Origin of the sequence: Streptomyces sp. CY-1 (assembly GCF_047218265.1) — a bacterium.
Taxonomy (GTDB): Bacteria; Actinomycetota; Actinomycetes; order Streptomycetales; family Streptomycetaceae; genus Streptomyces; species Streptomyces niphimycinicus.
The window spans coordinates 1560404-1583783 of the sequence record NZ_CP178393.1 but is presented as its reverse complement, the minus strand read 5'-3'; the positions used below and the strand labels follow the sequence as shown (position 1 = coordinate 1583783).

At 72.6% G+C, this 23380-nt stretch carries 18 protein-coding genes; 15 read left to right on the top strand and 3 right to left on the bottom strand.

From position 1 onward, the window contains the following. Positions 1–41: 41 nt before the first annotated feature. Both ACK1X7_RS06495 and ACK1X7_RS06490 read left to right on the top strand, forming a co-directional pair. Entirely contained in the window at positions 42–776 is a 735-nt protein-coding gene (locus tag ACK1X7_RS06495) for a response regulator transcription factor (protein WP_385157462.1), read from the top strand. Further along, positions 773–2239 (top strand): sensor histidine kinase, encoded by a 1467-nt coding sequence (locus ACK1X7_RS06490; protein WP_390794622.1) that lies wholly within the window; start codon positions 773–775, stop codon positions 2237–2239. Before ACK1X7_RS06495 ends, ACK1X7_RS06490 begins: the two co-directional genes overlap by 4 nt. A gap of 57 nt (positions 2240–2296) precedes the next feature. Here the strand turns inward: ACK1X7_RS06490 and ACK1X7_RS06485 are convergent, their stop codons facing one another. Beyond that, a complete protein-coding gene (locus ACK1X7_RS06485; RefSeq protein ID WP_413114756.1) occupies positions 2297–3418 on the bottom strand; it encodes an FAD-dependent oxidoreductase in 1122 nt (373 codons plus the stop codon). Between the two features lie 198 nt (positions 3419–3616). Further along, entirely contained in the window at positions 3617–6019 is a 2403-nt protein-coding gene (locus ACK1X7_RS06480) for an ATP-binding cassette domain-containing protein (RefSeq protein ID WP_398160558.1), read from the bottom strand. A gap of 247 nt (positions 6020–6266) precedes the next feature. On the opposite strand from ACK1X7_RS06480, the gene ACK1X7_RS06475 reads away from it, so the two are divergent. From ACK1X7_RS06475 to ACK1X7_RS06440, 8 genes are all read left to right on the top strand, one after another. Continuing rightward, positions 6267–6695, top strand: coding sequence for a helix-turn-helix transcriptional regulator (locus ACK1X7_RS06475; RefSeq protein WP_385153845.1), 429 nt, complete (start codon positions 6267–6269; stop codon positions 6693–6695). 10 nt (positions 6696–6705) lie between these two features. Then, on the top strand, positions 6706–7122 hold the full coding sequence (locus ACK1X7_RS06470) for a VOC family protein (protein ID WP_216346699.1): 417 nt from the start codon (positions 6706–6708) through the stop codon (positions 7120–7122). 149 nt (positions 7123–7271) lie between these two features. Then, complete coding sequence (locus ACK1X7_RS06465; RefSeq protein ID WP_413114755.1) at positions 7272–8222, top strand: oxygenase MpaB family protein; 951 nt, start codon at positions 7272–7274, stop codon at positions 8220–8222. A gap of 22 nt (positions 8223–8244) precedes the next feature. Then, positions 8245–10413 carry a tetratricopeptide repeat protein gene (locus tag ACK1X7_RS06460; protein ID WP_390794625.1) on the top strand — a complete coding sequence of 723 codons (2169 nt, stop codon included), beginning with the start codon at positions 8245–8247 and terminating at the stop codon, positions 10411–10413. 627 nt (positions 10414–11040) lie between these two features. After that, entirely contained in the window at positions 11041–12597 is a 1557-nt protein-coding gene (locus ACK1X7_RS06455; RefSeq protein WP_385153854.1) for a phytoene desaturase family protein, read from the top strand. Between the two features lie 120 nt (positions 12598–12717). After that, positions 12718–13821, top strand: a complete 1104-nt coding sequence (locus tag ACK1X7_RS06450) for an NAD(P)H-dependent flavin oxidoreductase (RefSeq protein WP_385153857.1) — start codon at positions 12718–12720, stop codon at positions 13819–13821. Positions 13822–13924: 103 nt separating this feature from the next. Continuing rightward, entirely contained in the window at positions 13925–15481 is a 1557-nt protein-coding gene (locus tag ACK1X7_RS06445; RefSeq protein WP_413114754.1) for an acyl-CoA synthetase, read from the top strand. 225 nt (positions 15482–15706) lie between these two features. Then, the gene (locus tag ACK1X7_RS06440; protein ID WP_385156582.1) at positions 15707–16309 is read left to right on the top strand and encodes a chorismate mutase; all 603 of its coding nucleotides are present in this window, start codon (positions 15707–15709) and stop codon (positions 16307–16309) included. Between the two features lie 666 nt (positions 16310–16975). Here ACK1X7_RS06440 and ACK1X7_RS06435 read toward each other — a convergent pair. Continuing rightward, entirely contained in the window at positions 16976–18601 is a 1626-nt protein-coding gene (locus ACK1X7_RS06435) for an acyl-CoA synthetase (RefSeq protein ID WP_385156579.1), read from the bottom strand. A gap of 165 nt (positions 18602–18766) precedes the next feature. Here ACK1X7_RS06435 and ACK1X7_RS06430 point away from each other — a divergent pair, with 165 nt between their 5' ends. The 5 genes from ACK1X7_RS06430 (at position 18767) to ACK1X7_RS06410 (ending at position 23170) form a co-directional block, all read left to right on the top strand. After that, on the top strand, positions 18767–19573 hold the full coding sequence (locus ACK1X7_RS06430) for a crotonase/enoyl-CoA hydratase family protein (RefSeq protein WP_361508385.1): 807 nt from the start codon (positions 18767–18769) through the stop codon (positions 19571–19573). A gap of 58 nt (positions 19574–19631) precedes the next feature. Beyond that, entirely contained in the window at positions 19632–20591 is a 960-nt protein-coding gene (locus ACK1X7_RS06425; protein WP_390794630.1) for a Zn-ribbon domain-containing OB-fold protein, read from the top strand. Continuing rightward, complete coding sequence (locus tag ACK1X7_RS06420; protein ID WP_385156574.1) at positions 20592–21668, top strand: thiolase domain-containing protein; 1077 nt, start codon at positions 20592–20594, stop codon at positions 21666–21668. Continuing rightward, positions 21665–22831, top strand: coding sequence for a thiolase domain-containing protein (locus tag ACK1X7_RS06415; protein WP_390794631.1), 1167 nt, complete (start codon positions 21665–21667; stop codon positions 22829–22831). The genes ACK1X7_RS06420 and ACK1X7_RS06415 overlap by 4 nt, the downstream gene beginning before the upstream one ends. Before the next feature lie 93 nt (positions 22832–22924). After that, on the top strand, positions 22925–23170 hold the full coding sequence (locus ACK1X7_RS06410) for a DUF397 domain-containing protein (protein WP_086708648.1): 246 nt from the start codon (positions 22925–22927) through the stop codon (positions 23168–23170). Positions 23171–23380 lie beyond the last annotated feature (210 nt).

Here is a 23380-nt window from a genome sequence, read left to right as displayed (position 1 = left end):
GGGCCTCGGCACGGCGCACCGCGAGGGATGCTGGATGCATCATGGATACGCACACCACCAGCCGTTTTCTGCACAGGCCCGACGGTGCCCGGGTCCGCGTCCTCGTCGTCGACGACGAGCCCGATCTGACCGAGGTGCTGTCGGGGGCGCTGCGTTACGAGGGCTGGGAGGTCCGCACCGCCGCCGACGGCGCGTCCGCGCTGGACGCCGCGCGGGCGTTCCGCCCGGACGCGGTGGTGCTCGACTGGATGCTGCCGGACACCGACGGGCTCGCGGTGCTGCGCGCGGTGCGGGCCGGGCTGCCGGATGTGTGTGTGCTCTTTCTCACCGCGCGCGACGCGGTCGAGGACCGGATCGCGGGCATCACCGCGGGCGGCGACGACTACGTGACCAAGCCGTTCAGCCTGGAGGAGGTGCTGGCCCGGCTGCGCGGCCTGCTGCGGCGGGCCGGGATGGCGCGGGAGCCGGGCGAGGATCGGCTGGTGGTCGCGGATCTGGTGATGGACGAGCAGGCGCGGGAGGTGACCCGCGGGGGTGTGGCCGTGGAGCTGTCCCGCACCGAGTTCGAACTGCTGAGGTTCCTGATGCGCAACCCCCGGCGGGTGCTGTCCAAGGCACAGATCCTGGACCGGGTGTGGAGCTATGACTTCGGCGGCCAGGCCCATGTGGTCGAGCTGTACATCAGCTATCTGCGCAAGAAGATCGATGCGGGGAGGGCACCGCTGATCCACACCGTGCGCGGGGTCGGCTACGTGCTGAAGGCGGAGGGTTCATGAGGCGCCGGCTGCCCGCGGGGCTGCCCCGTACGCTGCGTGCCCGGCTGACCGCCGGGCTGGTGGTGCTGCTGGCGGTGGCCAGTCTGACGGTGGGGCTGACCACGGTGTTCGCCCTGGAGGGGTTCCTGGTGCGCCGGCTGGACCAGCAGTTGACGGCGGCCGGAGGCCGGTTCCCGGCCAGCCTGGAACACGGCGAGCGGCGCCCGGACGCCGACAACCGGCCCGACACCCGCGGCCAGTCGGACCGCACGTTCGGCGCCCGGCTGCTGCGGGATACGACCACCGACGCGGCGGTGGTGCGCGACCAGACGGACGCCGCCGTACCGCTGACCGGCGCCGACCGGCGGGTCCTGGCGGAGCTGCCGGTGGACGGCGACGGCCACAGCGTGCATCTGTCCGCGCTCGGCGGCTACCGTGTGGTCGCCGTCCACGGGGACGACGGCGATGTCCTGGTCACCGGGCTGCCGCTGCGGCCGGTGGAGGAGACCGTGCACCGGCTGGAGATCGTGGAGACCGTGGTCTTCGGCAGCGCATTGCTGGTCACCGGGGTGGCCGGGGCACTGTGGGTACGCCTGTCGCTGCGGCCGCTCCGGCGGGTGACCACGACCGCCACCAGGGTGGCCGAGCTGCCGCTGGCCAGCGGTGAGGTGGCCATGCCGCCGCCGGTGCCGGACACCGATCCGCGCACCGAGGTGGGCCGGATGGGCACCGCACTCAACCGGATGCTCGGCCATGTCGGGGACGCGCTGGCCCGCCGGCAGGCCGGCGAGGAGCGGCTGCGGCACTTCGCCGCCGACGCCAGCCATGAACTGCGCACCCCGGTGGCTTCCATCCGCGGCCACGCCGAGCTGGCGCTGCGCCACCCGGGTCCGGTGCCGGATGAGGTGCGGCACGCGCTGGGGCGGATCCAGGCCGAGTCGGAGCGGATGTCCACGCTCGTGGACGATCTGCTGCTGCTCGCCCGACTCGACGCGGGCCGGCCGCTGGCCCGCCGACCGGTCGATCTCACCCGGCTGGTGCTGGACGCGACGGGCGACGCACGCGCCGCGGGGCCGGACCACCGCTGGACGCTGGAGCTGGCCGAGGAGCCGGTGACGGTGCTCGGCGACGAGCACCGTCTCCAACAGGTCGTGGGCAACCTGCTGGCCAACGCCCGTACCCACACCCCGCCCGGCACCCGGGTCACGGTCAGGCTGGCACCGGTGGGCGGGGACTGGGCGGAGCTCAGCGTGGCGGACGACGGGCCGGGGGTTTCCGAGGCGCTCCAGGACGAGGTGTTCGAGCGGTTCGCCCGCGCCGACCCGGGGCGGGCCCGGACCGCCGGGGGCACCGGGCTGGGGCTGGCGATCGTCCGGGCCGTCATCGCGGCGCACGGCGGCACGGTCACGCTTGCCAGCGTGCCGGGCGACACCGCGTTCCACACCCGGCTTCCCCTCCTTGCCGCGGCGCCCGGTCCAGACTGACCCGACGCCGCGAAAACTTCGGGAGTGGCCGTCACCGTGGCGGTCTCGGCCGGTGGCTCATGAGGGCTGCTCGTCCAGGGCGTAGATGTTGATCACGTCCTGGAGGGTGGGATGGTCGGGGTCCTCGGCTGTCGCGAGCTGCTCGGCGCTGCGCGGGAACATCACTCGCTCGTATGCGAAGAGCGCGGTCTCGATGTCGCCGGGGTGTGCGGCGAGGGCCTCACCCAGGTCGGCGCCGTCCAGCATGGCCAGGTTGGCGCCCTCGCCGTTCGGGGGGATGAGGTGGGCGGCGTCGCCGACCAGGGTCACCCCGGGCACCCGGTCCCACCGGTGCCCGGCCGGCAGCGAATAGAGGGGGCGCAACACCGGTGCGGTGTCGCTCTCGGTGATCAGGGCGGTGAGTTCCGGTGCCCAGCCGTCGAATGCCCGCGCCACCTGTGCGGCGGCCGCGGCGGGATCGTCGAAGTCGATACCGCCGAACCACTCCAGCGGCTCGGACAGCATCGCGTAGACGTGCAGGGTCTCGTCCTTCTCGCGTTGCGCCCCGATCTTCCGGGTGCCATGGTCGCCCGCGAACATCGACCCGCCACCGACCGCCTTCGCGGCAGCGGGGTGCCGCGTGGCGGCGTCGAACAGGTAGGTCTCGACGAACGACGTACCGGCGTACCCGGGGCTCGCGGTGGAAAGCACCGGCCGGACCCGTGACCACGCGCCATCCGCGCCGACCAGCAGGCTGGTGACGATGGTGCCGCCGTCGGCGAAGGTCACCTCATGGCGGCCCTCGCCGAGGGCCCGGACATCGCCGACCTTGTGCCCCCACCGGACGGTGCCCGCCGGGAGCGAGTCGAGGAGCAACTGCCGCAGCTCGCCGCGCTGCACCTCGGGGCGTCCGCCCGTGCCGTCGTCGGCCTCGTCGACCAGGACGTTTCCCTCCCGGTCGAGACTCCGCAGCGCCTGACGGCCCTCCAGGACAATGGCGTGGAACTCGTCCATCAGACCGGCCGCCCGCAGCGCCAGTTGGCCGTTGTAGTCGTGGATGTCGAGCATCCCGCCCTGCGTACGCGCCGTCGGCGAGGACTCCGCCTCGTAGACGGTGGCGGGGATGCCATGGACGTGCAGGACGCGGGCGAGCGTGAGCCCGCCGAGCCCGGCGCCGATGATCGTGACATGAGTGGCCATGCTGATTCCTTGCCTGCCGGATGGCTGTCGGATGCCCGCCGGATGGGCACCCGGCAGGCTCTCCGGCAAGGCTGTGGCCCTCCGCCGACAAACCACCGGTCCTGCGCCGACAAGCCACCGGCAGCGGACCGACAGCCCCGAGATATCACCGACACCGCGGCTCCGGCGAGCTCTCGTGGCCCGCGCCCGCCACCTCGGTCAGGCGCCGATGTACGCCGCGAGATGTTCGCCGGTGAGGGTGGGGCGCTCGGCGACGAGGTCGGCGGGGGTGCCCTCGAAGACGATCCGGCCACCGTCGTGACCGGCACCGGGGCCGAGGTCGATGATCCAGTCGGCGTGTGCCATGACCGCTTGGTGGTGCTCGATGACGATGACCGACTTGCCGGAGTCGACGAGCCGGTCGAGCAGGCCGAGCAGTTGCTCGACGTCGGCGAGGTGCAGACCGGTGGTCGGTTCGTCGAGTACGAAGACCTGGCGGTCGCCGCCCTTGTCGGCCATGTGGACGGCCAGCTTGAGCCGCTGGCGCTCGCCGCCGGAGAGGGTGGTGAGCGGCTGGCCGAGGGTGAGGTAGCCGAGTCCGACGTCCGACATCCGCTGGAGGATCCTGTGGGCCGCCGGTGTGCGCGCCTCACCGCTGCCGAAGAACTCCTCGGCCTCGGCCACCGACATCGCGAGCACCTCGCTGATGTCACGGCCGCCGAGGTGGTACTCCAGCACCGATGCCTCGAACCGCTTGCCCTCGCACTCCTCGCAGGTGGTGGCGGCGCTCTGCATGATCGCCAGGTCGGTGTAGATCACACCGGCGCCGTTGCAGGTGGGGCAGGCGCCCTCGGAGTTGGCGCTGAACATCGCCGGCTTGACGCCGTTGACCTTCGCGAACGCCTTGCGGATCGGGTCGAGCAGTCCGGTGTACGTCGCCGGGTTGCTCCGGCGCGAGCCGCGGATCGGGGTCTGGTCCACCGAGACCACACCCTCCGGGGCCGGGATGGAACCGTGGAGGAGTGAGCTCTTGCCGGAGCCGGCGACGCCGGTGACGACGCAGAGCACGCCGAGCGGGATGTCGACGTCGACGTTTCGCAGGTTGTTCGCCGTCGCGCCGCGGATCTCCAGGGTGCCGGTGGCCTTGCGGACCGTCTCCTTGAGCCCGGCCCGGTCGTCGAGATGGCGGCCGGTGACGGTCTCGCTCGCCCGCAGCCCCTCGACGGTGCCCTCGAAGCAGACGGTGCCGCCCGCCGTACCGGCGCCGGGGCCGAGGTCCACGACATGGTCGGCGATGGCGATCGTCTCCGGCTTGTGCTCCACCACCAGCACCGTGTTGCCCTTGTCCCGCAGCCGCAGCAGCAGATCGTTCATCCGCTGGATGTCATGCGGGTGCAGGCCGATGGTGGGCTCGTCGAAGACGTAGGTGACATCGGTGAGCGAGGAGCCGAGGTGGCGGATCATCTTGACGCGCTGCGCCTCGCCGCCGGAGAGCGTGCCCGAGGCCCGGTCGAGCGAGAGGTAGCCGAGGCCGATCTCCACGAACGAGTCGAGGGTGTGCTGCACCTTGGCGAGCAGCGGCGCCACCGACGGCTCGTCCAGTTGGCGGACCCATTCGGCCAGATCGCGGATCTCCATCGCGCATGCCTCGGCGATGTTGATCTTGCCGATCCGGGCGGAGCGGGCCAGCTCGCTGAGCCGGCTGCCGCCGCATTCGGAACACTCGGCGAAGGTGACCGCCCGGTCCACGAACGCCCGGATATGCGGCTGCATCGACTCGCGGTCCTTGGCGAGGAACGACTTCTGGATCTTCGGGATCAGCCCCTCGTAGGTGAGGTTGACTCCGTTGATCTTCACCTTGGTGGGCTCGCGGTAGAGGAAGTCGTGCCGCTCCTTCTTGGTGTACTCCCGGATCGGCTTGTCCTTGTCGAAGAAGCCCGATTCGGTGATGACCCGCACGACCCAGCCGCCACCGGTGTAGGTGGGGATGGTGAACGGGTCCTCGGCGAGCGACTTGGAGTCGTCGTAGAGCTGGGTGAGGTCGATGTCGGAGACCGAGCCCCGGCCCTCGCAGTGCGTGCACATGCCGCCGGTGCGGCTGAAGCTCACCGTCTCGGTCCTGGTCTTCTCGGCGCCGCGGTCGACCGTGAACCCGCCCCTCGCCGAGACCGAGGCCACGTTGAAGGAGAACGCGCCGGGCGGGCCTATATGCGGCTCGCCGAGCCGGCTGAAGAGGATGCGGAGCATCGCGTTGGCATCGGTGGCGGTGCCGACGGTGGAGCGGGGGTCGGATCCCATCCGCTGCTGGTCGACGATGATCGCGCTGGTCAGTCCGTCGAGTACGTCCACCTCGGGCCGCGCCAGGGTCGGCATGAAGCCCTGCACGAAAGTGCTGTAGGTCTCGTTGATCAGCCGCTGCGACTCCGCGGCGATCGTGGTGAACACCAGTGAGCTCTTGCCCGAGCCGGAGACGCCGGTGAACACCGTCAGCCGGCGCTTCGGGATCTCGATGCTGACGTCCTTGAGGTTGTTCTCGCGCGCGCCGTGCACCCGGATCAGATCGTGGCTGTCGGCGGCGTGGGGCACAGGCGACCGCTGGTCCGTGTCCGTGGCCATGCTCATCGTGTCTCCATCTGTTCGGGCGGGGCCGCCTTCGCGATCTCCAGCGGTGTCGCCTGGCTCGATCCGACCAGGTTCGAACAATACGTCCGGTTCGCGGATCGTGGCTGCCGGGGCCGCCACCATGACGCTAGCCGCACCCACGTGACCGGGGCTTCTCCATTCCTGACCGGTCCGGCCGGCGGTTTCCTCCGGCCGGTCGGTCCTCAGGTCCTCATCCCCGGCCCCGGCGCTGTGGGAAACTGAGCCGGTGAAACGGCAGGATCTCGATGACCTCGTCCGGCTGCGGCGGGCCCGTGACCGGATGGACCGCGACTACGCCGAGCCGCTCGACGTCCCGGCGCTGGCGCATGGCGCCCTGATGTCGCCGGGCCACTTCTCCCGCAGCTTCCGCGCCGCCTTCGGCGAGACGCCGTACAGCTACCTGATGACCCGGCGCATCGAGCGGGCCAAGGCGCTGCTGCGGCGTGGCGACCTCACGGTGACCGAGGTCTGCGTCGCGGTCGGCTGTACCTCGCTCGGGTCGTTCAGCTCGCGCTTCACACAACTGGTCGGCGAGAGCCCGAGCAACTATCGGGCCCGGAGCCATGACCACGGCGCCGCCATCCCGGCCTGCATCGCCAAGATCCACACGCGACCGGTCAGGAACGGAGAAGCGAGTCCCGCCGCCCGGCCGTAGCGTGAGCCCCATGGACATCACACTCTCCAGTTGCTTCATCGCCGTCGACGACCACGACAAGGCGCTCACCTTCTACCGCGACGCCCTCGGCCTCGAAGTCCGCAACGACGTCGGGTTCGAGGGAATGCGCTGGGTGACCGTAGGGGCGCCCTCGCAGCCGGACGTCAACATCGTCCTGGAACCGCCGCTCGCCGACCCCAACGCCTCGCCCGAGGACAGACAGGTCATGGCGGAGCTGATGGCCAAGGGCCTGCTGCGCGGTGTCATCTTCGGGACGGACGACTGCGACGCCACCTTCGAGCGCGTCAGCGCCGCGGGCGGCGAGGTGCTACAGGAGCCCATGGACCAGCCTTACGGCGTCCGCGACTGCGCGTTCCGCGACCCCTCCGGCAATATGCTGCGCTTCACCCAGCCCCTGAAGAAGTGAGCCCTTCAGGGGGTCCCGCCCAGGGGGCCGGCGCCGCCTACGGGGTGTCCGGCGGACCACGCGGCGGAGCCGCAGAGGGAGCAGCCCGCCGCCGCAGGCGTCACGATCCGCCGGACACCTCCTAGGCTGGCCGTCGGGAGGTGGTGGCCATGGCGGTGGCCATACGGCAGGGCGGATCGGACGCCGACCCGGGGCTCTACGGCCCCAGGTCGGTCACCTGGCAGATGCACGGCGACCCGGTGATGTGGATCGCCGGGGTGCGCGCCCTGTACCTCCAGGCCCTGCATCCGCTCGCGGTGCGCGGCGTCACCCAGAACTCCGACTTCCGCAAGGACGCCTGGGGCAGGCTGCTGCGCACCGCGCGGTTCGTCGCCACCATCACCTACGGCACCACCGAGGCCGCCGAGCGGGCGGGCGCCAAGGTCCGGGGCATTCACCGCAGGCTCTCCCTCACCGACCCCGTCACCGGCGTCCGGTACGGCGTCGACGAGCCCGAGCTGCTTTTGTGGGTGCACTGCGCCGAGATCGACTCGTACCTCCATGTGATGCGGCGCTCCGGCTATCCGCTCACCGACGCCCAGGCGGACGCCTATGTCGCCGAGAACGTGGTGTCCGCCCGGCTGGTCGGCCTCGACCCCGCCGGCGTACCGGCCGATACGGCGGCACTCGCCGCGTACTTCACCAAGGTGCGCCCCCAACTCGCCGACACCCCCGAGGCCCGCGAGGTGGACGCCTTTCTGCGGCGGCCCCCGGTCCATGCCCTGCTCGTCCCGGCGCGCGAGGCGATCTGGGGGCGCTTCGCCGCGCTCGCCTACGGGTCGCTGCCCCCGTACGCCCACGAACTGTACGGGCGCCCCGCACCCCCGCCCCCCGTGGTCACCCGCCGATTGCTGGCGATGGGCACGGCGCTGCGCTGCATCCCGCCCACGGCCCGCTGGCAACTGCCGCCGAAGCACATCTTGCGGGCGGTCGAGCGGCTCGGACCGGGCAGCCGCCCCTCGCCCTACAAACTGCGAAGAAACGCGGCCATACTGGACAGCGGGGATGCGACGGGGGCCCGGCCGCACGCGGCCGGTCTCCACGGGGGCGGCGGAAGCTGACTTCCGCCAAGGCAGGGGGAGCATGGCGGACATCAGGCTGATCCAGGGCCGGTACCGGCTGCTGGACCGGATCGGGCGCGGGGGAATGGGCGAGGTGTGGCGGGCGCGCGATGAGTCGCTCGGCCGGCGCGTCGCCGTCAAATGCCTCAAACCGCTGGGGTCGCGCCACGACCCCTCGTTCACCGGTGTGGTGCGGGAGCGCTTCCGCCGGGAGGCGCGGGTGGCCGCCGCGCTTCAGCACCGCGGGGTCACGGTGGTGCATGACTTCGGCGAGTACGAGGGCGCGCTGTACCTGGTCATGGAGTTGCTGGAGGGCCGTAACCTCAGCGAGCTGCTGAAGGACAACGAGCGCCGCCCGCTGCCGGTCCCCGAGGTGCTGGACATCGCGGAGCAGGTCGCCGCGGCCCTCGCCTACACCCATGACCAGGGCGTGGTGCACCGCGATCTGAAGCCTGCCAACATCATGCGGCTCACCGACGGCACCGTGAAGCTTTGCGACTTCGGCATCGCCCGCCTCGGCCATGACGTCGGCTTCACCTCCCGGCTCACCGGCACCGGCGTCGCCATGGGCACCCCGCACTACATGTCGCCCGAGCAGATCGCGGGCGGCCCGGTCGACCATCGCAGCGATCTGTACTCCCTGGGCTGTGTGCTCTACGAACTGGCCACGGGGGCGCCGCCGTTCGCCCTCGACGACGCCTGGGCGGTCCTCGTCGGCCACCGCCACACACCGCCCGCCCCGCCGCGCGGCCACCGGCCCGAACTCCCCGAGCGGTTCGAGCGGGCCGTCCTCGATCTGCTGGCCAAGACCCCGGAGGGCCGTCCACACGACGCCGCCGAGCTCGCCCGGCGGATCGCCCCGGCCCGCGCGTCCCGGTGGCCGACGGCGCCGCCGGTCCCCGCGCCGCGCGGCGCGCTTCCGGCCGCCGGACCACGGGCTCCCCGGCTTCCGGCCTGGGCCCGGGACATGACCACCGGGTCCAAGGCGCACACCGGCGGCGTGGGACTGCTGTCGGCGACCCCGCCCGACGCCACGGCCGCGCTCACCGGTGCCGCCTGGACCGGTGGCCGCGGCGCCGCTCAGCCCTCGCTGCCGCCGCCCGGGGTCCGGGCCCGGCTCGCCGACCGGCACCGCGCCGCGCTGGATCTGGGGCGGCTGGGCCGTTGGGAGGAGGCCGTGGCCACGCACCGTACGGTGGCCGCCGAGCGCGAGCGCGCGCTGGGCGCCGACCACCCCGACACCCTCACCAGCCGCTACGAGACCGCCTTCGCCCTCGGGATCCTGGGTCGCCCCGGCGACGCGCTGCGCGAGTACGAGCGGGTCGCGGCGGGCCGCCGGCGCGTCCTGGGCCCCGACCACGCGGACACCCTCGCCGCCCGCCAGGAGGCCGCGTTCACCCTGGGCCGCCTCGGCCGCTTCACCGAGGCCCAGCGCCTCTATGTGGCCGTGCTCGCCGCCCGCGAGCGCACCACGGGCGCCGACCACCCCGACACCCTGCGCTGCCGCCACAACCTCGCCTTCAACCTGGGCTGTCTGGGGCGCCTTGAGGAGGCGCACCGCATGGCGGAGGGGGTGGCCGCCGCGCGCGCCCGGGTGCTGGGCCCCGACCACCCCGACACGCTGGTCACCCGCTACGAGGTGGCGTACGCCCTCGGCCGCCTCGACCGCTGGCGGGAGGCCCTGGGCATCTTTCGCGAGGTGGCCGCCGCGCGCGCCCGGGTGCTGGGCCCCGACCATCCCGACACCCTCGCCGCCCGCTATGAGATCGGCGTCGGCCTGGGGAGGCTGGACCGCGGTGTGGAGGCCCTCACGGTCTACCGCGCCCTCGTCGGGGACCGCACCCGCGCCCACGGCCGGGCCGATCCGGAGACCCTGCGCGCCCGGCACGGCCTCGGCGTCAGCCTCGGCCGGCTGGGCCGCTGGGAGGAGGCGCTGACCGAGGCACGGGAGGTCTGCGCCCTCCGCGAGCGCGCGCTGGGCCCCGACCATCCGGACACCCTGGTCAGCCGTCGTGAGGTGGCCGTCGCCCTGGGCTGGCTCGGCCGCTGGTCCGACGCCCTGGACGGCTACCGCCGGGTGACCCGAGCCCGCGCCCGCGTCCTGGGCCCCGGCCATCCCGACACCCTCGTCAGCCGCGGCGACGAGGCCCACTGCCTGGAGCGACTGGGCCGGGGCGCCGAGACGGCCTAGCGGCCGAGAGGGCCGAGCGGCCGGGAGGGTCTGGGCGGCCGAGTGGGCTTAGGCGGGGGCCATGGCCGAGGCGGCGGGGCCGGACGGGACGGCCGAGCGGGTCCAGGTTGGCCGAGCGGGCTTAGGTGGCGGCCATGGTCGAGGCGGCGGGGCCGGGCGAGAGGGCCGAGTGGGCCTAGGTGGCCGAGCGGGCCTGGGTGGCCGAGTGGGCTTAGGTGGCGGCCATGGTCGAGGCGGCGGGGCCGGGCGGGACGCCCGAGGCGGCCGAGCGGGTCCAGGCGGCCGAGCGGGTCCAGGCGGCCGAGTGGGCCTAGGTGGCGGCCATGGTCGAGGCCGCGGGGTCGGGCGAGAGGGCCGAGTGGGCCTAGGTGGCTGCCACGGCCCAGGGGCAGGGCCGGGCGAGGGGGCCGAGTGGGCCTGAGTGGCGGCCATGGTCGAGGCGGCGGGGCCGGGCGAGGCGGCGGCCGGGAAGGTCTAGGCGGCGGATCCGGGCGAGGCGGCCGAGCGGGCCCAGGCGGCCGGGACGGCCTAGGCCGTGGCCACGGCCCAAGCGCGGGGACTGCGGGCGCGGCTGGGGTGACCTGCGGCGCCCTGGCCCCGGCGATCAGCGCGTGCTAACCAGAGGGCATGTCTCACAGCGATGCGTATGACGTCGTCATCGTCGGCGGCGGTCACAACGGTCTGGTCGCCGCCGCGTATCTCGCCCGCGCCGGGCGGAGCGTGCTGGTGCTCGAGCGCCTCGGTCACACCGGTGGCGCCGCCGTGTCCACCCGGCCCTACCCCGGCGTGGACGCACGGCTCTCGCGCTACTCCTACCTGGTCAGCCTGTTGCCGCGGCGGATCGTCGACGACCTCGGACTGCGCTTCGCGGTGCGCAAGCGCGCGGTGTCCTCGTACACGCCCGAGGTCCGGGGCGGGCGCCACACCGGGCTGCTGGTGGACGCAGGCTCCTCCGCCCGGACGCGTGCCGCGTTCGCGCGGCTGACCGGCTCGGAGCGGGAGTACGAGTCGTGGCAGCGCTTCTACGGCATGACCCAGCGCGTCGCCGAGCGCGTCTTCCCCACGCTGACCGAGCCGCTGCCCACCCGGGAGGAGCTGCGGACGCGGATCGGGGACGACGCGGCGTGGCAGACGCTGTTCGAGCGGCCGCTGGGGGAGGCGGTCGAGGCGGCGTTCGACGACGACCTCATCCGGGGCGTGGTCCTCACCGACGCGCTCATCGGCACCTTCGCCCGGGCCCACGACCCGTCGCTGCGGCAGAACCGCTGCTTCCTCTACCACGTGATCGGCGGCGGCACCGGCGACTGGGACGTCCCCGTCGGCGGCATGGGCGCGCTCACCGACGCCCTCGCCGACGCCGCCCGCGCGGCGGGCGCCCGGATCGCGACCGGGCGCGAGGTCACCGCGATCGCCACCGACGGCACCTCGGCCGAGGTGCGGTACGAGGGCGAGGCGGGGGAGGGGACCGCGGCCGCCCGGTATGTGCTCGTCGGGGCCGCACCGCGCGAGCTGGCCCGGCTGCTGGGCGAGGAGCCGCCCGCTCCGCCCGCGGAAGGGGCCCAGCTCAAGGTGAACATGCTGCTGCGCAGGCTGCCCGCGCTGCGCGACCGCGAGGTGGACCCGCGCGAGGCGTTCTCCGGGACGTTCCACATCGCCGAGGGGTATGGCGCCCTGGAGGACGCGTACCGCCAGGCGGCCGCGGGGGAGCTGCCGCACCGGCCGCCGTCGGAGATCTACTGCCACTCGCTGACCGATCCGTCGATCCTCGGCCCGGAGCTGGCCCGCGAGGGCTATCAGACCCTGACCCTGTTCGGACTGCACACCCCCGCCCGGCTGTTCACCGAGGACAACGACGCGGCACGCACCGAGCTGCTGCGCGCCACCCTCGCGGAGCTGGACGCGCATCTCGCCGAGCCGATCACCGACTGTCTCGCCCATGACGCCGACGGCCGGCCGTGCATCGAGGCCAAGACCCCGCTGGACCTGGACGCCGAGCTGCGGCTGCCCGGCGGCAACATCTTCCATCGGGATCTGGCCTTCCCGTACGGCCAGGAGGGCACCGGCCGCTGGGGCGTGGAGACGCGCCACGCCAATGTGCTGCTGTGCGGCGCGGGGGCGGTGCGCGGCGGCGGGGTGAGCGGAATTCCTGGACACAACGCGGCCATGGCGGTGCTGGGGAGGTGACGCCCGAAAGTCCCCGGAGAGTCCCGCGGACGGCCTGGGAAGCGCTTTTCTTTCATCGAATCTGACGTAGCGTCAGAAAAACTCTTCCCTCGTCCGCCGCCCTGCGGCATCCTGCCGACCATGCAGACGGAGCTGAGCACAAGGCTGGGTGTCGAGCACGCCGTCTTCGGCTTCACGCCGTTCCCCGCCGTGGCCGCGGCGATCAGCCGGGCCGGTGGCTTCGGTGTGCTCGGCGCGGTCCGCTACGGCGCGGGCGAGGAGCTGGCCCGCGACCTCGACTGGATGGAGGCGCACGCCGACGGCAAGCCCTACGGCCTGGACGTCGTGATGCCCGCGAAGAAGGTGGAGGGGGTCACCGAGGCCGATATCGAGGCGATGATCCCCGAAGGCCACCGCGCGTTCGTCCGGGACACCCTCGCGGGGCACGGCGTCCCCGAGCTGGCCGAGGGCGAGGCGTCCGGCTGGCGGATCACCGGCTGGCTCGAGGAGGTGGCCCGCAGTCAGCTCGACGTCGCCTTCGACTACCCCGTCAAACTCCTGGCCAACGCCCTGGGCTCGCCCCCGGCCGATGTCGTCGCCCGCGCCCATGACCACGGCATCCTGGTGGCCGCCCTCGCGGGCAGCGCCCGTCACGCCCTCCACCACAAGGAGGCGGGGCTCGATGTCATCGTCGCCCAGGGGTACGAGGCGGGCGGCCACACCGGCGAGATCGCCTCCATGGTGCTCACCCCCGAGGTGGTGCGGGCCGTGGACCCGCTGCCCGTGCTCGCCGCGGGCGGCATCGGCAGCGGTGAGCAGATCGCCGCCGGGCTGGCGCTGGGCGCCCAGGGCGTCTGGATCGGTTCCCTCTGGCTCACCACCGAGGAGGCCGAACTGCATTCGGCGGCCCTCATCCGCAAGCTGCTGGCGGCCGGATCCGGGGACACCGTGCGCTCCCGCGCCCTCACCGGCAAACCCGCCCGCCAGTTGCGCACCGAGTGGACCGACGCCTGGGAGGACCCGGCCGGCCCGGACCCGCTGCCCATGCCGCTCCAGGGACTGCTGGTCGCCGAGGCCGTCTCCCGCATCCAGAAGCACGAGGTGGAACCGCTGCTCGGCACGCCGGTCGGCCAGATCGTCGGCCGGATGGACGAGGTCCGCCCGGTCCAGGCCGTCTTCGACGATCTGACCCGCGGCTTCGAGCGCGCCATCGACCGCGTCATCCGCATCGCCAAGCGCGCCTGACCGCGCCTGCCGAACCCGCCTGACCTCGCCTGATCTCGTCCCACACCGCCTGACCTCGTCCCACACCGCCTGACACCGCCGTCAGAAGGAGGACCGGACCGCCATGTCCCCTACACCCAACGGCTTCTGGGCCCAGGCCGCGCTCGAGCCCGACCGCACCGTGCTCATCGCCCCGGACGGTGAGGAGTGGACCGCCGGGCGGCTGCACAGCGCGTGCAACCGGCTCGTCGCCGGGCTGCGCGCCGCCGGGCTGCGACGCGGCGACGCCCTGGCGGTCGTCCTGCCCAACGGGGTGGAGTTCTTCGTCGCCGCCCTCGCCGCCACTCAGGCCGGGCTCTATCTGGTGCCGGTCAACCACCATCTGGTCGGCCCCGAGATCGCCTGGATCGTCTCCGACTCCGGCGCCAAGGTGCTGATCGCCCATGAGCGCTACGGCGGGCAGGCGGCCGCGGCCGCCGACGAGGCGGGGCTGCCCGCGACCCATCGCTACGCGGTCGGCTCCATCGACGGCTTCCGGCCGTACGCCGAGCTCATCGAGGGGCAGCCGGAGGAGCCGCCCGCCGAGCGCGAGCTGGGCTGGGTCATGAACTACACCTCCGGCACCACGGGCCGTCCGCGCGGCATCCGCCGTGCGCTGAACGGAAAGCTCCCCGAGGAGAGCCACCTCGGCGGCTTTCTGCGCTTCTTCGGCATCACACCGCGCTCCGAGGAGCCCGACCACGTCCATCTGGTGTGCTCACCGCTCTACCACACCGCCGTACTACAGTTCGCGAGCTCGTCGCTGCACATCGGCCACCCCCTGGTGCTCATGGACAAGTGGACGCCCCAGGAGATGCTGCGCCTCATCGACACCTACCGCTGTACGCACACCCATATGGTGCCGACCCAGTTCCACCGGCTGCTCGCCCTCCCCGACGAGGTCAAGCGGTCGTATGACGTCTCCTCGATGCGCCATGCCATCCATGGCGCCGCACCCTGCCCCGATCATGTCAAGCGCGCGATGATCGAGTGGTGGGGCGGCTGTGTCGAGGAGTACTACGCGGCCAGCGAGGGCGGCGGCGCCTTCGCCACCGCCGAGGACTGGCTGAAGAAGCCGGGGACCGTCGGCCGCCCCTGGCCCATCAGCGAGCTGGCCATCTTCGACGACGAGGGCACCCGGCTCCCGGCCGGTGAACTCGGCACCGTCTATATGAAGATGAGCACCGGGGGCTTCGCCTACCACAAGGACAAGAGCAAGACCGAGAAGAACCGCATCGGCGACTTCTTCACCGTCGGCGACCTCGGTCTCCTGGACGACGACGGCTATCTCTACCTCCGCGACCGCAAGATCGACCTGATCATCTCGGGCGGGGTCAACATCTATCCCGCCGAGATCGAGGCCGCGCTGCTCACCCATCCGGCCGTCGCCGACGCCGCGGCCTTCGGGATTCCCCACGAGGACTGGGGCGAGCAGGTCATCGCGGTCGTGGAACCCGTCGAGGGGCATGCGCCGGGGCTCGATCTGGCCGCCGAGATCCTCGCCCACTGCACGACTCGGCTGGCGGGCTACAAATGCCCCAAGTCGGTGGACTTCGTCGTGGAGATGCCGCGCGACCCCAACGGCAAGCTCTACAAGCGGCGGCTGCGGGCGCCGTACTGGGAGGGTGCGCAATCGCAGTGAGCCTGGGGGCCGGTCGGCCCGGTGAGTGCCAGTGCCGCCGGATCCGGCCATCGCGCCACGGGGCCGGTCCCGCTTATCCGCGGGACCGGCCCCGTGGCGTGCCGACGGTGCGGCGTCCTATCGTTCCAGAACCCGTCGGTCGCCCCGGGCCGCCGGGGCGATGCCGCCGGGCCGCCGGGGCGACGCCTCGGGCCGCACGTACCGCCGAGAGAGGAACCCCCGCCTATGCGACCGCATCTGTCCCCGCGTCATGCGCTGATCGCCGCGCTGGCCACCGCCGTGCTGGCCACGGGGGCCACCGCCGCCTTCGCCGCTCCGGCCGGTCCGGTCCGTGTCCACGGCACCCTGCGGCCGCTGGTCGAGCTGTCCGCACAGCGGGTGCTGGTGGCCGATGAGGTCGCCGCCGCGAAGTGGGGCACGGACAGCCCGATCGACGACCCGGCCCGGGAGCGGGAGGTGCTGGACGATGTGGCCCGGCAGGCCGAGGAGTTGGGCGCCGACCCCGTGGCGACGTCGAGGATCTTCCGCGACCAGATCGAGGCCAGCAAGGTCGTCCAGCGCGGCCTCTACCGCCGCTGGGACGCCGACCCCGCACAGGCGCCCACCGAACGCCCCGACCTCGGGCGGATCCGGCTGGAGATCAACCGGATCAACGGCGAACTCGTGCGCGCCATCGCGGACTCGGCAGCCGTGCGGGAGGCGCCCTCCTGCGTGGGACGCCTTACGGCCGGGGCCGTGGCGGTGGTCCATGGGCGGCACCTGGATGCGCTGCACAGTGTGGCGCTGGGGCGGTCGCTGCCGTCGGTGTGTGAGCGGGGGGCGCGGTAAGGGGGCGGTGCGGGTTGGTTACGAGGGTCAGCCTTACGAGGCGCCCGGCGGATCTTTCCCCTACCCGCCCCTCCCCGAAACCGGGGGCCCGGCCCCCGGCCCCCGGCTGGGGCTCCGCCCCTGGCCCCCGCTCCTCAAACGCCGGAGGGGCTGGATCGGCTCCCCCGCCCCTCCCTCAAACCGTGGCCTGGCCCCCGGCCGGGTCTCCGCTCCTCAAGCGCCGGAGGGGCTGGATCGCGCCCGGCCCCTTCCTCGAAATCGGGGCCTGGCCTCCAGCCCCCGCTTCTCTAGCGCCGGAGGGGCTGGATTGGTTCCTCGTCCCTTCCCGTTACCGGGGGCTTCGCCCCCGGACCGCGGGGGTTTGGGACGAGCCCCGGTTTCCGGAAGGCCCCCTGGGCGGCGGGGGTCTGGGGCGGAGCCCCACCACGCGGCGGAGCCGCATATCGATGCTGCTGCGGGAAGGGGCGGGGTGGGAAAACAGCCCGCCGCAGGCGTCACCATCCGCCGGACAGGCCCTGATCGCAGGGCGGAGCGGCCCAGCCGTGGTGCGGAGCGGCCCAGCCGTGGTGCGGAGGGTCAGCCGTGGTGCGGAACGGTTCAGGCCGCCGTGCGGAGGGGGCGCAGGCCGCGTTGCGGAACGGGTCAGCCGCCGCCGTGCGCAACGGTTCAGCCGTGCCGGCTGTCCCCGTCCGCCTCCTGCGCCACCGCCCGCGCCCAGCGATAGTCCGCCTTGCCGCTGGGCGAGCGCTGGATGCGGTCCGTGAAGACGACCGTACGCGGGATCTTGTAGCCCGCGAGCCGCTCCCGGCAGTGTTCGCGGATCGCGTCGGCCGTGAGGCCGGACGGTTGTGTCCGGGGCTGGACGACGGCCGCGACGCGATGGCCCCAGCGGGGGTCGGGGACGCCCGCCACCAGGGCGTCGTATACGTCCGGATGGGCCTTCAGGGCCTGTTCGACCTCTTCGGGGTAGACCTTCTCGCCGCCGGTGTTGATGCACTGCGAACCGCGCCCGAGAACGGTGATCACGCCCTGCTCGTCGACGGTGGCCATGTCGCCCAGCAGCACCCAGCGCTCCCCGTCCGCCTCGAAGAACGTCTCGGCGGTCTTCTTCGCGTCGTTGTAGTAGCCGAGCGGCACATGGCCGCGCTGGGCGATCCGGCCGGGCTCGCCGGGGGCCACCGGGGCGAGGGTCGCGGGGTCCACCACCGTCGTACGGGCGTTGACGTGCAGCCGGAAGCCCTTCTCGGGGCCGGAGTCGTCGGTGGCCGTGCCGTTGAATCCGGACTCCGAGGAGCCGAAGTTGTTCAGCAGCAGGGTGTGCGGGGCGAGTTCGGCGAACTGGGCGCGTACGGTCTCCGACAGGATCGCGCCCGAGCTGCTGACGCTGAGCAGGGAGGAGAGGTCGGTGCCCTTGAGGGGGCCGGTCAGGGCGTCCACCAGGGGGCGCAGCATCGCGTCGCCGACCAGCGAGACGGTGGTGACCTTCTCCTTCTCGACCGTCCTCAGGACATCCTGGGGGACGAACTTTCGGTGCACCACCACCTTCTGACCGAAGTTGAACGCGATGAAGGCCGTAAGGGTGGAGGTGCCGTGCATCAGCGGCGGGGTGGGGAAGAAGACCAGCCCCTCGCCGCCCGTGGCCACCCGCTCGGCCAGTTCCTCCGGGCGCCCGACGGGCCGGCCGGTCGGCGCGCCGCCGCCCAGCCCGGAGAAGAAGAGGTCCTCCTGCCGCCACATCACGCCCTTGGGCATACCGGTGGTGCCGCCGGTGTAGATGATGAAGCGGTCGTCGGCGGACCGTGCCGGAAAGCCGCGCTCGGGTGACCCGGACGCCTCGGCGTCGGCGAACGCCACGGACGTACGGGGGCCGCCCCCGGTGCCGACCCGCACCAGATGGCGCAGGCTGTCGGTGTGCGGCAGCGCGGCGGCCACCCGCTCGCCGAACTCGGCGTCGTAGACCAGTGCGGCCAGGTCCGCGTCGCGGTAGAGATAGACCAACTCGTCTTCCACGTAGCGGTAGTTGACGTTCACCGGCACCGCCCGGATCTTCACGCAGGCCAGAGCGGTCTGGAGGTACTCCACGCCGTTGCACAGATGCAGTCCGACATGCTCGCCCGGGGCGATACCGCTGTCCCGCAGATGGTGGGCGAGCCGGTTGGCGGCCGCGTCGAGCTGGGCGTAGGTGAGCCGCCGCTCGGCTCCGGTGCCGGGATGGTCCAGGTACACCAGCGCCTCTCTGCCTGGCACCGTGTCGACGATCGACTCGAACAGGTCGGCAAGGTTGTACTCCATGGCTCCTCCTGACCCCTCGATCCGGCGGCTCGGCGCTCATTAGAGCCGCGCGGGGGTGAGGTGGGAAGGCCCCCGGCCGAAGAAATCTGACTGAGCATCAGATTTCTCTTGAAGTCGGCCTTCCCCTGCTGCAACCTGTTCTAGGTCTCGAGACGGGAGGACGTCGTGACAAGCGGGACCGAACACCTCATCGTCGAGCGCGTCGGCGCGACCCTGGTGCTCACCCTGAACCGGCCGGAGGCCAGGAACGCGCTCTCGCTGCCGATGCTGGTCGGGCTGTACGACGGCTGGACCGAGGCCGACGAGGACGACGCCGTGCGCTCCGTGGTGCTCACCGGCGCCGGTGGGGCCTTCTGCGCGGGAATGGACCTCAAGGCGCTCGCGGGCGGCGGCCGGATGGACGGGCAGCACGTCCGCGACCGCCTCGCGGCCGACCCCGATCTGCACTGGAAGGCGATGCTCCGCCACCATCGGCCACGCAAGCCGGTGATCGCCGCTGTCGAGGGCCCCTGTGTCGCGGGCGGCACCGAGATCCTTCAGGGCACCGACATCCGGGTCGCGGGCAGCGGCGCCACCTTCGGGCTCTTCGAGGTCCGGCGCGGGCTGTTCCCCATCGGCGGCTCCACCGTACGGCTGGCCCGCCAACTGCCCCGCACCCACGCCCTGGAGATGCTGCTGACCGGGCGCCCCTATCCGGCCGAGGAGGCGGCGCGGATCGGGCTGATCGGCCATGTCGTCCCGGACGGCACGGCGCTGGAGAAGGCCCTGGAGATCGCCGAGCTGATCAACGCCAACGGCCCGCTCGCCGTCGAGGCGGTCAAGGCGTCCGTCTACGAGACCGCCGAGATGACCGAGTCCGACGGCCTGAAGTCCGAACTCGAACGCGGCTGGCCGGTCTTCGACACCGCCGACGCCAAGGAGGGTTCGAAAGCCTTCACGGAGAAACGGCCGCCGGTCTACCGCCGGGCGTGATCCCCCAACACCTCAGGCCGCCGCCCCACGCCGGCCGCGCGGAAGGAGAGGCACCCCCATGACCCCGGCTCCCTCACCCGAGGTGCTCCAGGCGCCTTTGGTCGTCGAGTTCCCGTTCACCCGCTCCCTCGGACCGGTGCAGAGCGCCTTCCTCACCGGACTGCGCGAACGCACCGTACTCGGCGTGCGCACCACCGACGGCCGGGTGCTGATGCCGCCCGTCGAATACGACCCGGTCACCGCCGACGAGCTGTCCGACCTCGTCGAGGTCGCCCCCACCGGCACCGTCACCACCTGGGCCTGGAACCCCGCACCGCGCCGCGGCCAGCCCCTGGACACCCCCTTCGCCTGGGTGCTGGTGCGGCTGGACGGCGCGGACACCGCCCTCCTCCACGCCCTCGACGCACCCGGCCCCGACGCCGTGCGCACCGGTATGCGGGTGCGGATCCGCTGGGCCGGGGAGCGCGTGGGCGCCATCACCGACATCGCCTGCTTCGAGCCGTACGACGGCGCCGAGGGCGGCGAAGCCGTGCCGCACAGCGGGGAGTTCACCGACCCGGTCACCGGCATCGTGGCCCCCGCCCGCCTCGACTACACCTACGCACCCGGCCGCGCCCAGTCGCGCTATCTCAAGGCCCTCGCCGACCACACCACCCGCGGGGAGCGCTGCCCGTCCTGCCGCAAGGTATACGTCCCGCCCCGGGGCGCCTGCCCCACCTGCGGGGTCGCCACCGACGAGCAGGTGGAGGTCGGCCCGCGCGGCACCGTCACCACCTTCTGCATCGTGAACATCAAGGCCCGCAACCTCGATATCGAAGTGCCGTACGTCTACGCCCATATCGCCCTGGACGGCGCCGGTCTGGCCCTCCACGGGCGCGTCGGCGGCATCCCGTACGACCAGGTGCGCATGGGGCTGCGCGTGGAGCCCGTATGGAGCGAGGACAGCCGCTACCCCGACCACTACCGCCCCACCGGCGAACCCGACGCCGACTACGACACCTACAAGGAGCTGTTGTAGATGCGAGAGGTTGCCATCGTCGCCTTCGGCCAGAGCGACCACCGGCGCGAGAGCGCCGAGGTCTCCGAGGTCGAGATGCTGATGCCCGTCCTCCACGAGGTACTCGACGCCGTCGGACTCCGGGCGGGCGAGATCGACTTCACCTGCTCCGGCTCCTCCGACTATCTGGCCGGCCGGGCCTTCTCCTTCACCATGGCCCTCGACGGCGTCGGCGCCTGGCCGCCGATCTCGGAGTCCCATGTGGAGATGGACGGCGCCTGGGCGCTGTACGAGGCGTGGACGAGGCTGCTGACGGGCGAGGCGGAGACCGCGCTCGTCTACTCCTACGGAAAGTCCTCGCCGGGCGATCTGCGGGAGGTCCTGACCCGTCAGCTCGACCCGTACTACGTGGCGCCCCTGTGGCCGGACTCGGTCTCCCTCGCCGCCCTCCAGGCCCAGGCGCTGCTCGACGCGGAAGACGGCGAAGGCACCGTCGCCGACGAGCGGGCGCTGGCCGCGGTCGCCGCGCGCAGCCGGACCGCGGCCGAGGACAACCCGCATGCGCAGGTGACCGGTTCACCGCCGCCCGAGGCCCTCCTGGAGGACCCGTATCTGGTGCGGCCGCTGCGCCGCCACGACTGCCCGCCGGTCGGCGACGGCGCGGCCGCCGTCGTGCTCGCCGCCGGGGACACCGCGCGCCGGCTGTGCCGCCGCCCGGCCTGGATCCGCGGCATGGACCACCGGATGGAGGCGCACAGCCTCGGCGTACGGGACCTCACCCGCTCCCCGTCCACCCGGCTCGCCGCCGAGCGCGCGGGCGCCTTCGAGGCCCCCGCCGACCTGGCCGAGCTGCATGCGCCGTTCACCTCGCAGGAGCTGATCCTCCGCCGTGAGCTGGGGCTGGGGGAGGGCGTACGCGTCAATCCGTCGGGCGGGGCGCTGGCCGCCAACCCCATGATGGCCGCCGGGCTGATCCGCCTCGGCGAGGCCGCCGCCGCCATCCACCGCGGCGCCGCCGACCGGGCCCTCGCCCATGCCACCTCGGGCCCCTGTCTTCAGCAGAACCTGGTGGCGGTCCTGGAAGGGGATGTCCTGTGACCAAGGAGCCGGTGGCCGTCGTCGGGATCGGCCAGACCAAGCACACCGCCGCACGCCGGGACGTCTCCCTCGCCGGGCTGGTCCGGGAGGCCGCCGTACGGGCCCTGGAGGACGCCCAGTTGATTTGGGCGGACATCGACGCCGTCGTCATCGGCAAGGCGCCCGACTTCTTCGAGGGCGTCATGATGCCCGAGCTGTACCTCGCCGACGCGCTCGGCGCGGTCGGCAAGCCGATGCTGCGCGTGCACACCGCGGGCTCGGTGGGCGGCTCCACCGCACTGGTGGCCTCGGGCCTGGTCGCCGCCCGGGTCCACCGGACCGTACTCACCCTCGCCTTCGAGAAGCAGTCGGAGTCGAACGCCATGTGGGGACTGTCCCTGCCCATCCCCTTCCAGCAGCCGCTGCTGGCCGGGGCGGGCGGCTTCTTCGCCCCGCACGTACGGGCGTATATGCGGCGCACCGGCGCGCCCTCCGGTATCGGCGCCCTCGTGGCCTACAAGGATCGCCGCAACGCCCTGCGCAACCCCTACGCGCATCTGCATGAGCACGATCTGACGCTGGAGAAGGTGCGGTCGTCCCCGATGCTGTGGGACCCCATCCGCTACTCGGAGACCTGCCCCTCCTCGGACGGCGCCTGCGCCATGGTGCTCACCGACCGGGCCGGCGCGGACCGTGCCCCGTATCCGCCCGCCTGGATGCACGGCGGCGCCATGCGCAGCGAGCCGACGCTCTTCGCGGGGAAGGACTGCGTCTCGCCGAGGGCGGGCCGGGACTGCGCGGCCGATGTCTACCGGCAGGCCGGGATCACCGATCCGCGCCGGGAGATCGACGCGGTGGAGATGTATGTGCCCTTCAGTTGGTACGAGCCCATGTGGCTGGAGAACCTGGGCTTCGCGGAGGAGGGCGAGGGCTGGAAGCTCACCGAGTCGGGGGTCACCGAGATCGACGGCGAGCTTCCGGTCAACCCCTCGGGCGGGGTGCTGTCCACCAACCCCATCGGCGCCTCCGGGATGCTGCGGTTCGCCGAGGCCGCGCTCCAGGTGCGCGGGCGGGCGGGCGAACACCAGGTCGACGGCGCCCGTAAGGCGCTCGGCCACGCCTATGGCGGAGGCTCGCAGTTCTTCTCGATGTGGGTGGTCGCGGACACGCCGCCCGCCGATTGAGTCTCCTCCTTAGTCCTTCTTTCGTGGCCTGTGCGGCACCGGTCACGATCGCTAGGGTGGGGCGCGGACGACGATCCGGGAGGATGAGCTGACGTGGCCGACACCACCACCACCGCACAGCCACTGACAGGAAGCGCAGAGAAGCCCGATCTCGATCTCTCGGGCGCCCAGTGGCAGTCGAGTAGCCAGGGTGTGGGCGATGTGGAGATCGCCTTCGTCGAGGGCTTCATCGCGATGCGCCACGGCCGTCGTCCCGAGGGCCCGGCACTGATCTTCACCCCGGCCGAGTGGCGTGCCTTCGTCCTGGGCGCGCGTGAGGGCGAGTTCGACCTCACCTGAACCGGGACCGCCGATCAGGGGCGGGCTGGTCCGGCCGGACCAGCCCGCCCCTGGCATGTCGCCCCTCGGAAGGGCACGCCGCGGCGCCCCGCCCCGCGGCGGTGGGTGCGTTATCGGCCAGAGTCAGGACGCGGAACGCCCTGCTGGATCCGCTTATCGCCGGACAAGGCCACGGGATCCGTTTTTCCATGCGTTCACCAGAGGTTCACG

What these genes read in the sequence shown, in the direction of transcription:
- ACK1X7_RS06495 (WP_385157462.1), top strand. Translation starts at nt 42, where the DNA reads ATGGATACGCACACCACCAGCCGTTTTCTGCACAGGCCCGACGGTGCC.
- ACK1X7_RS06490 (WP_390794622.1), top strand. Translation starts at nt 773, where the DNA reads ATGAGGCGCCGGCTGCCCGCGGGGCTGCCCCGTACGCTGCGTGCCCGG.
- ACK1X7_RS06485 (WP_413114756.1), bottom strand. Translation starts at nt 3,418, where the DNA reads ATGGCCACTCATGTCACGATCATCGGCGCCGGGCTCGGCGGGCTCACG.
- ACK1X7_RS06480 (WP_398160558.1), bottom strand. Translation starts at nt 6,019, where the DNA reads ATGAGCATGGCCACGGACACGGACCAGCGGTCGCCTGTGCCCCACGCC.
- ACK1X7_RS06470 (WP_216346699.1), top strand. Translation starts at nt 6,706, where the DNA reads ATGGACATCACACTCTCCAGTTGCTTCATCGCCGTCGACGACCACGAC.
- ACK1X7_RS06465 (WP_413114755.1), top strand. Translation starts at nt 7,272, where the DNA reads ATGGCGGTGGCCATACGGCAGGGCGGATCGGACGCCGACCCGGGGCTC.
- ACK1X7_RS06460 (WP_390794625.1), top strand. Translation starts at nt 8,245, where the DNA reads ATGGCGGACATCAGGCTGATCCAGGGCCGGTACCGGCTGCTGGACCGG.
- ACK1X7_RS06455 (WP_385153854.1), top strand. Translation starts at nt 11,041, where the DNA reads ATGTCTCACAGCGATGCGTATGACGTCGTCATCGTCGGCGGCGGTCAC.
- ACK1X7_RS06450 (WP_385153857.1), top strand. Translation starts at nt 12,718, where the DNA reads ATGCAGACGGAGCTGAGCACAAGGCTGGGTGTCGAGCACGCCGTCTTC.
- ACK1X7_RS06445 (WP_413114754.1), top strand. Translation starts at nt 13,925, where the DNA reads ATGTCCCCTACACCCAACGGCTTCTGGGCCCAGGCCGCGCTCGAGCCC.
- ACK1X7_RS06440 (WP_385156582.1), top strand. Translation starts at nt 15,707, where the DNA reads ATGCGACCGCATCTGTCCCCGCGTCATGCGCTGATCGCCGCGCTGGCC.
- ACK1X7_RS06435 (WP_385156579.1), bottom strand. Translation starts at nt 18,601, where the DNA reads ATGGAGTACAACCTTGCCGACCTGTTCGAGTCGATCGTCGACACGGTG.
- ACK1X7_RS06425 (WP_390794630.1), top strand. Translation starts at nt 19,632, where the DNA reads ATGACCCCGGCTCCCTCACCCGAGGTGCTCCAGGCGCCTTTGGTCGTC.
- ACK1X7_RS06420 (WP_385156574.1), top strand. Translation starts at nt 20,592, where the DNA reads ATGCGAGAGGTTGCCATCGTCGCCTTCGGCCAGAGCGACCACCGGCGC.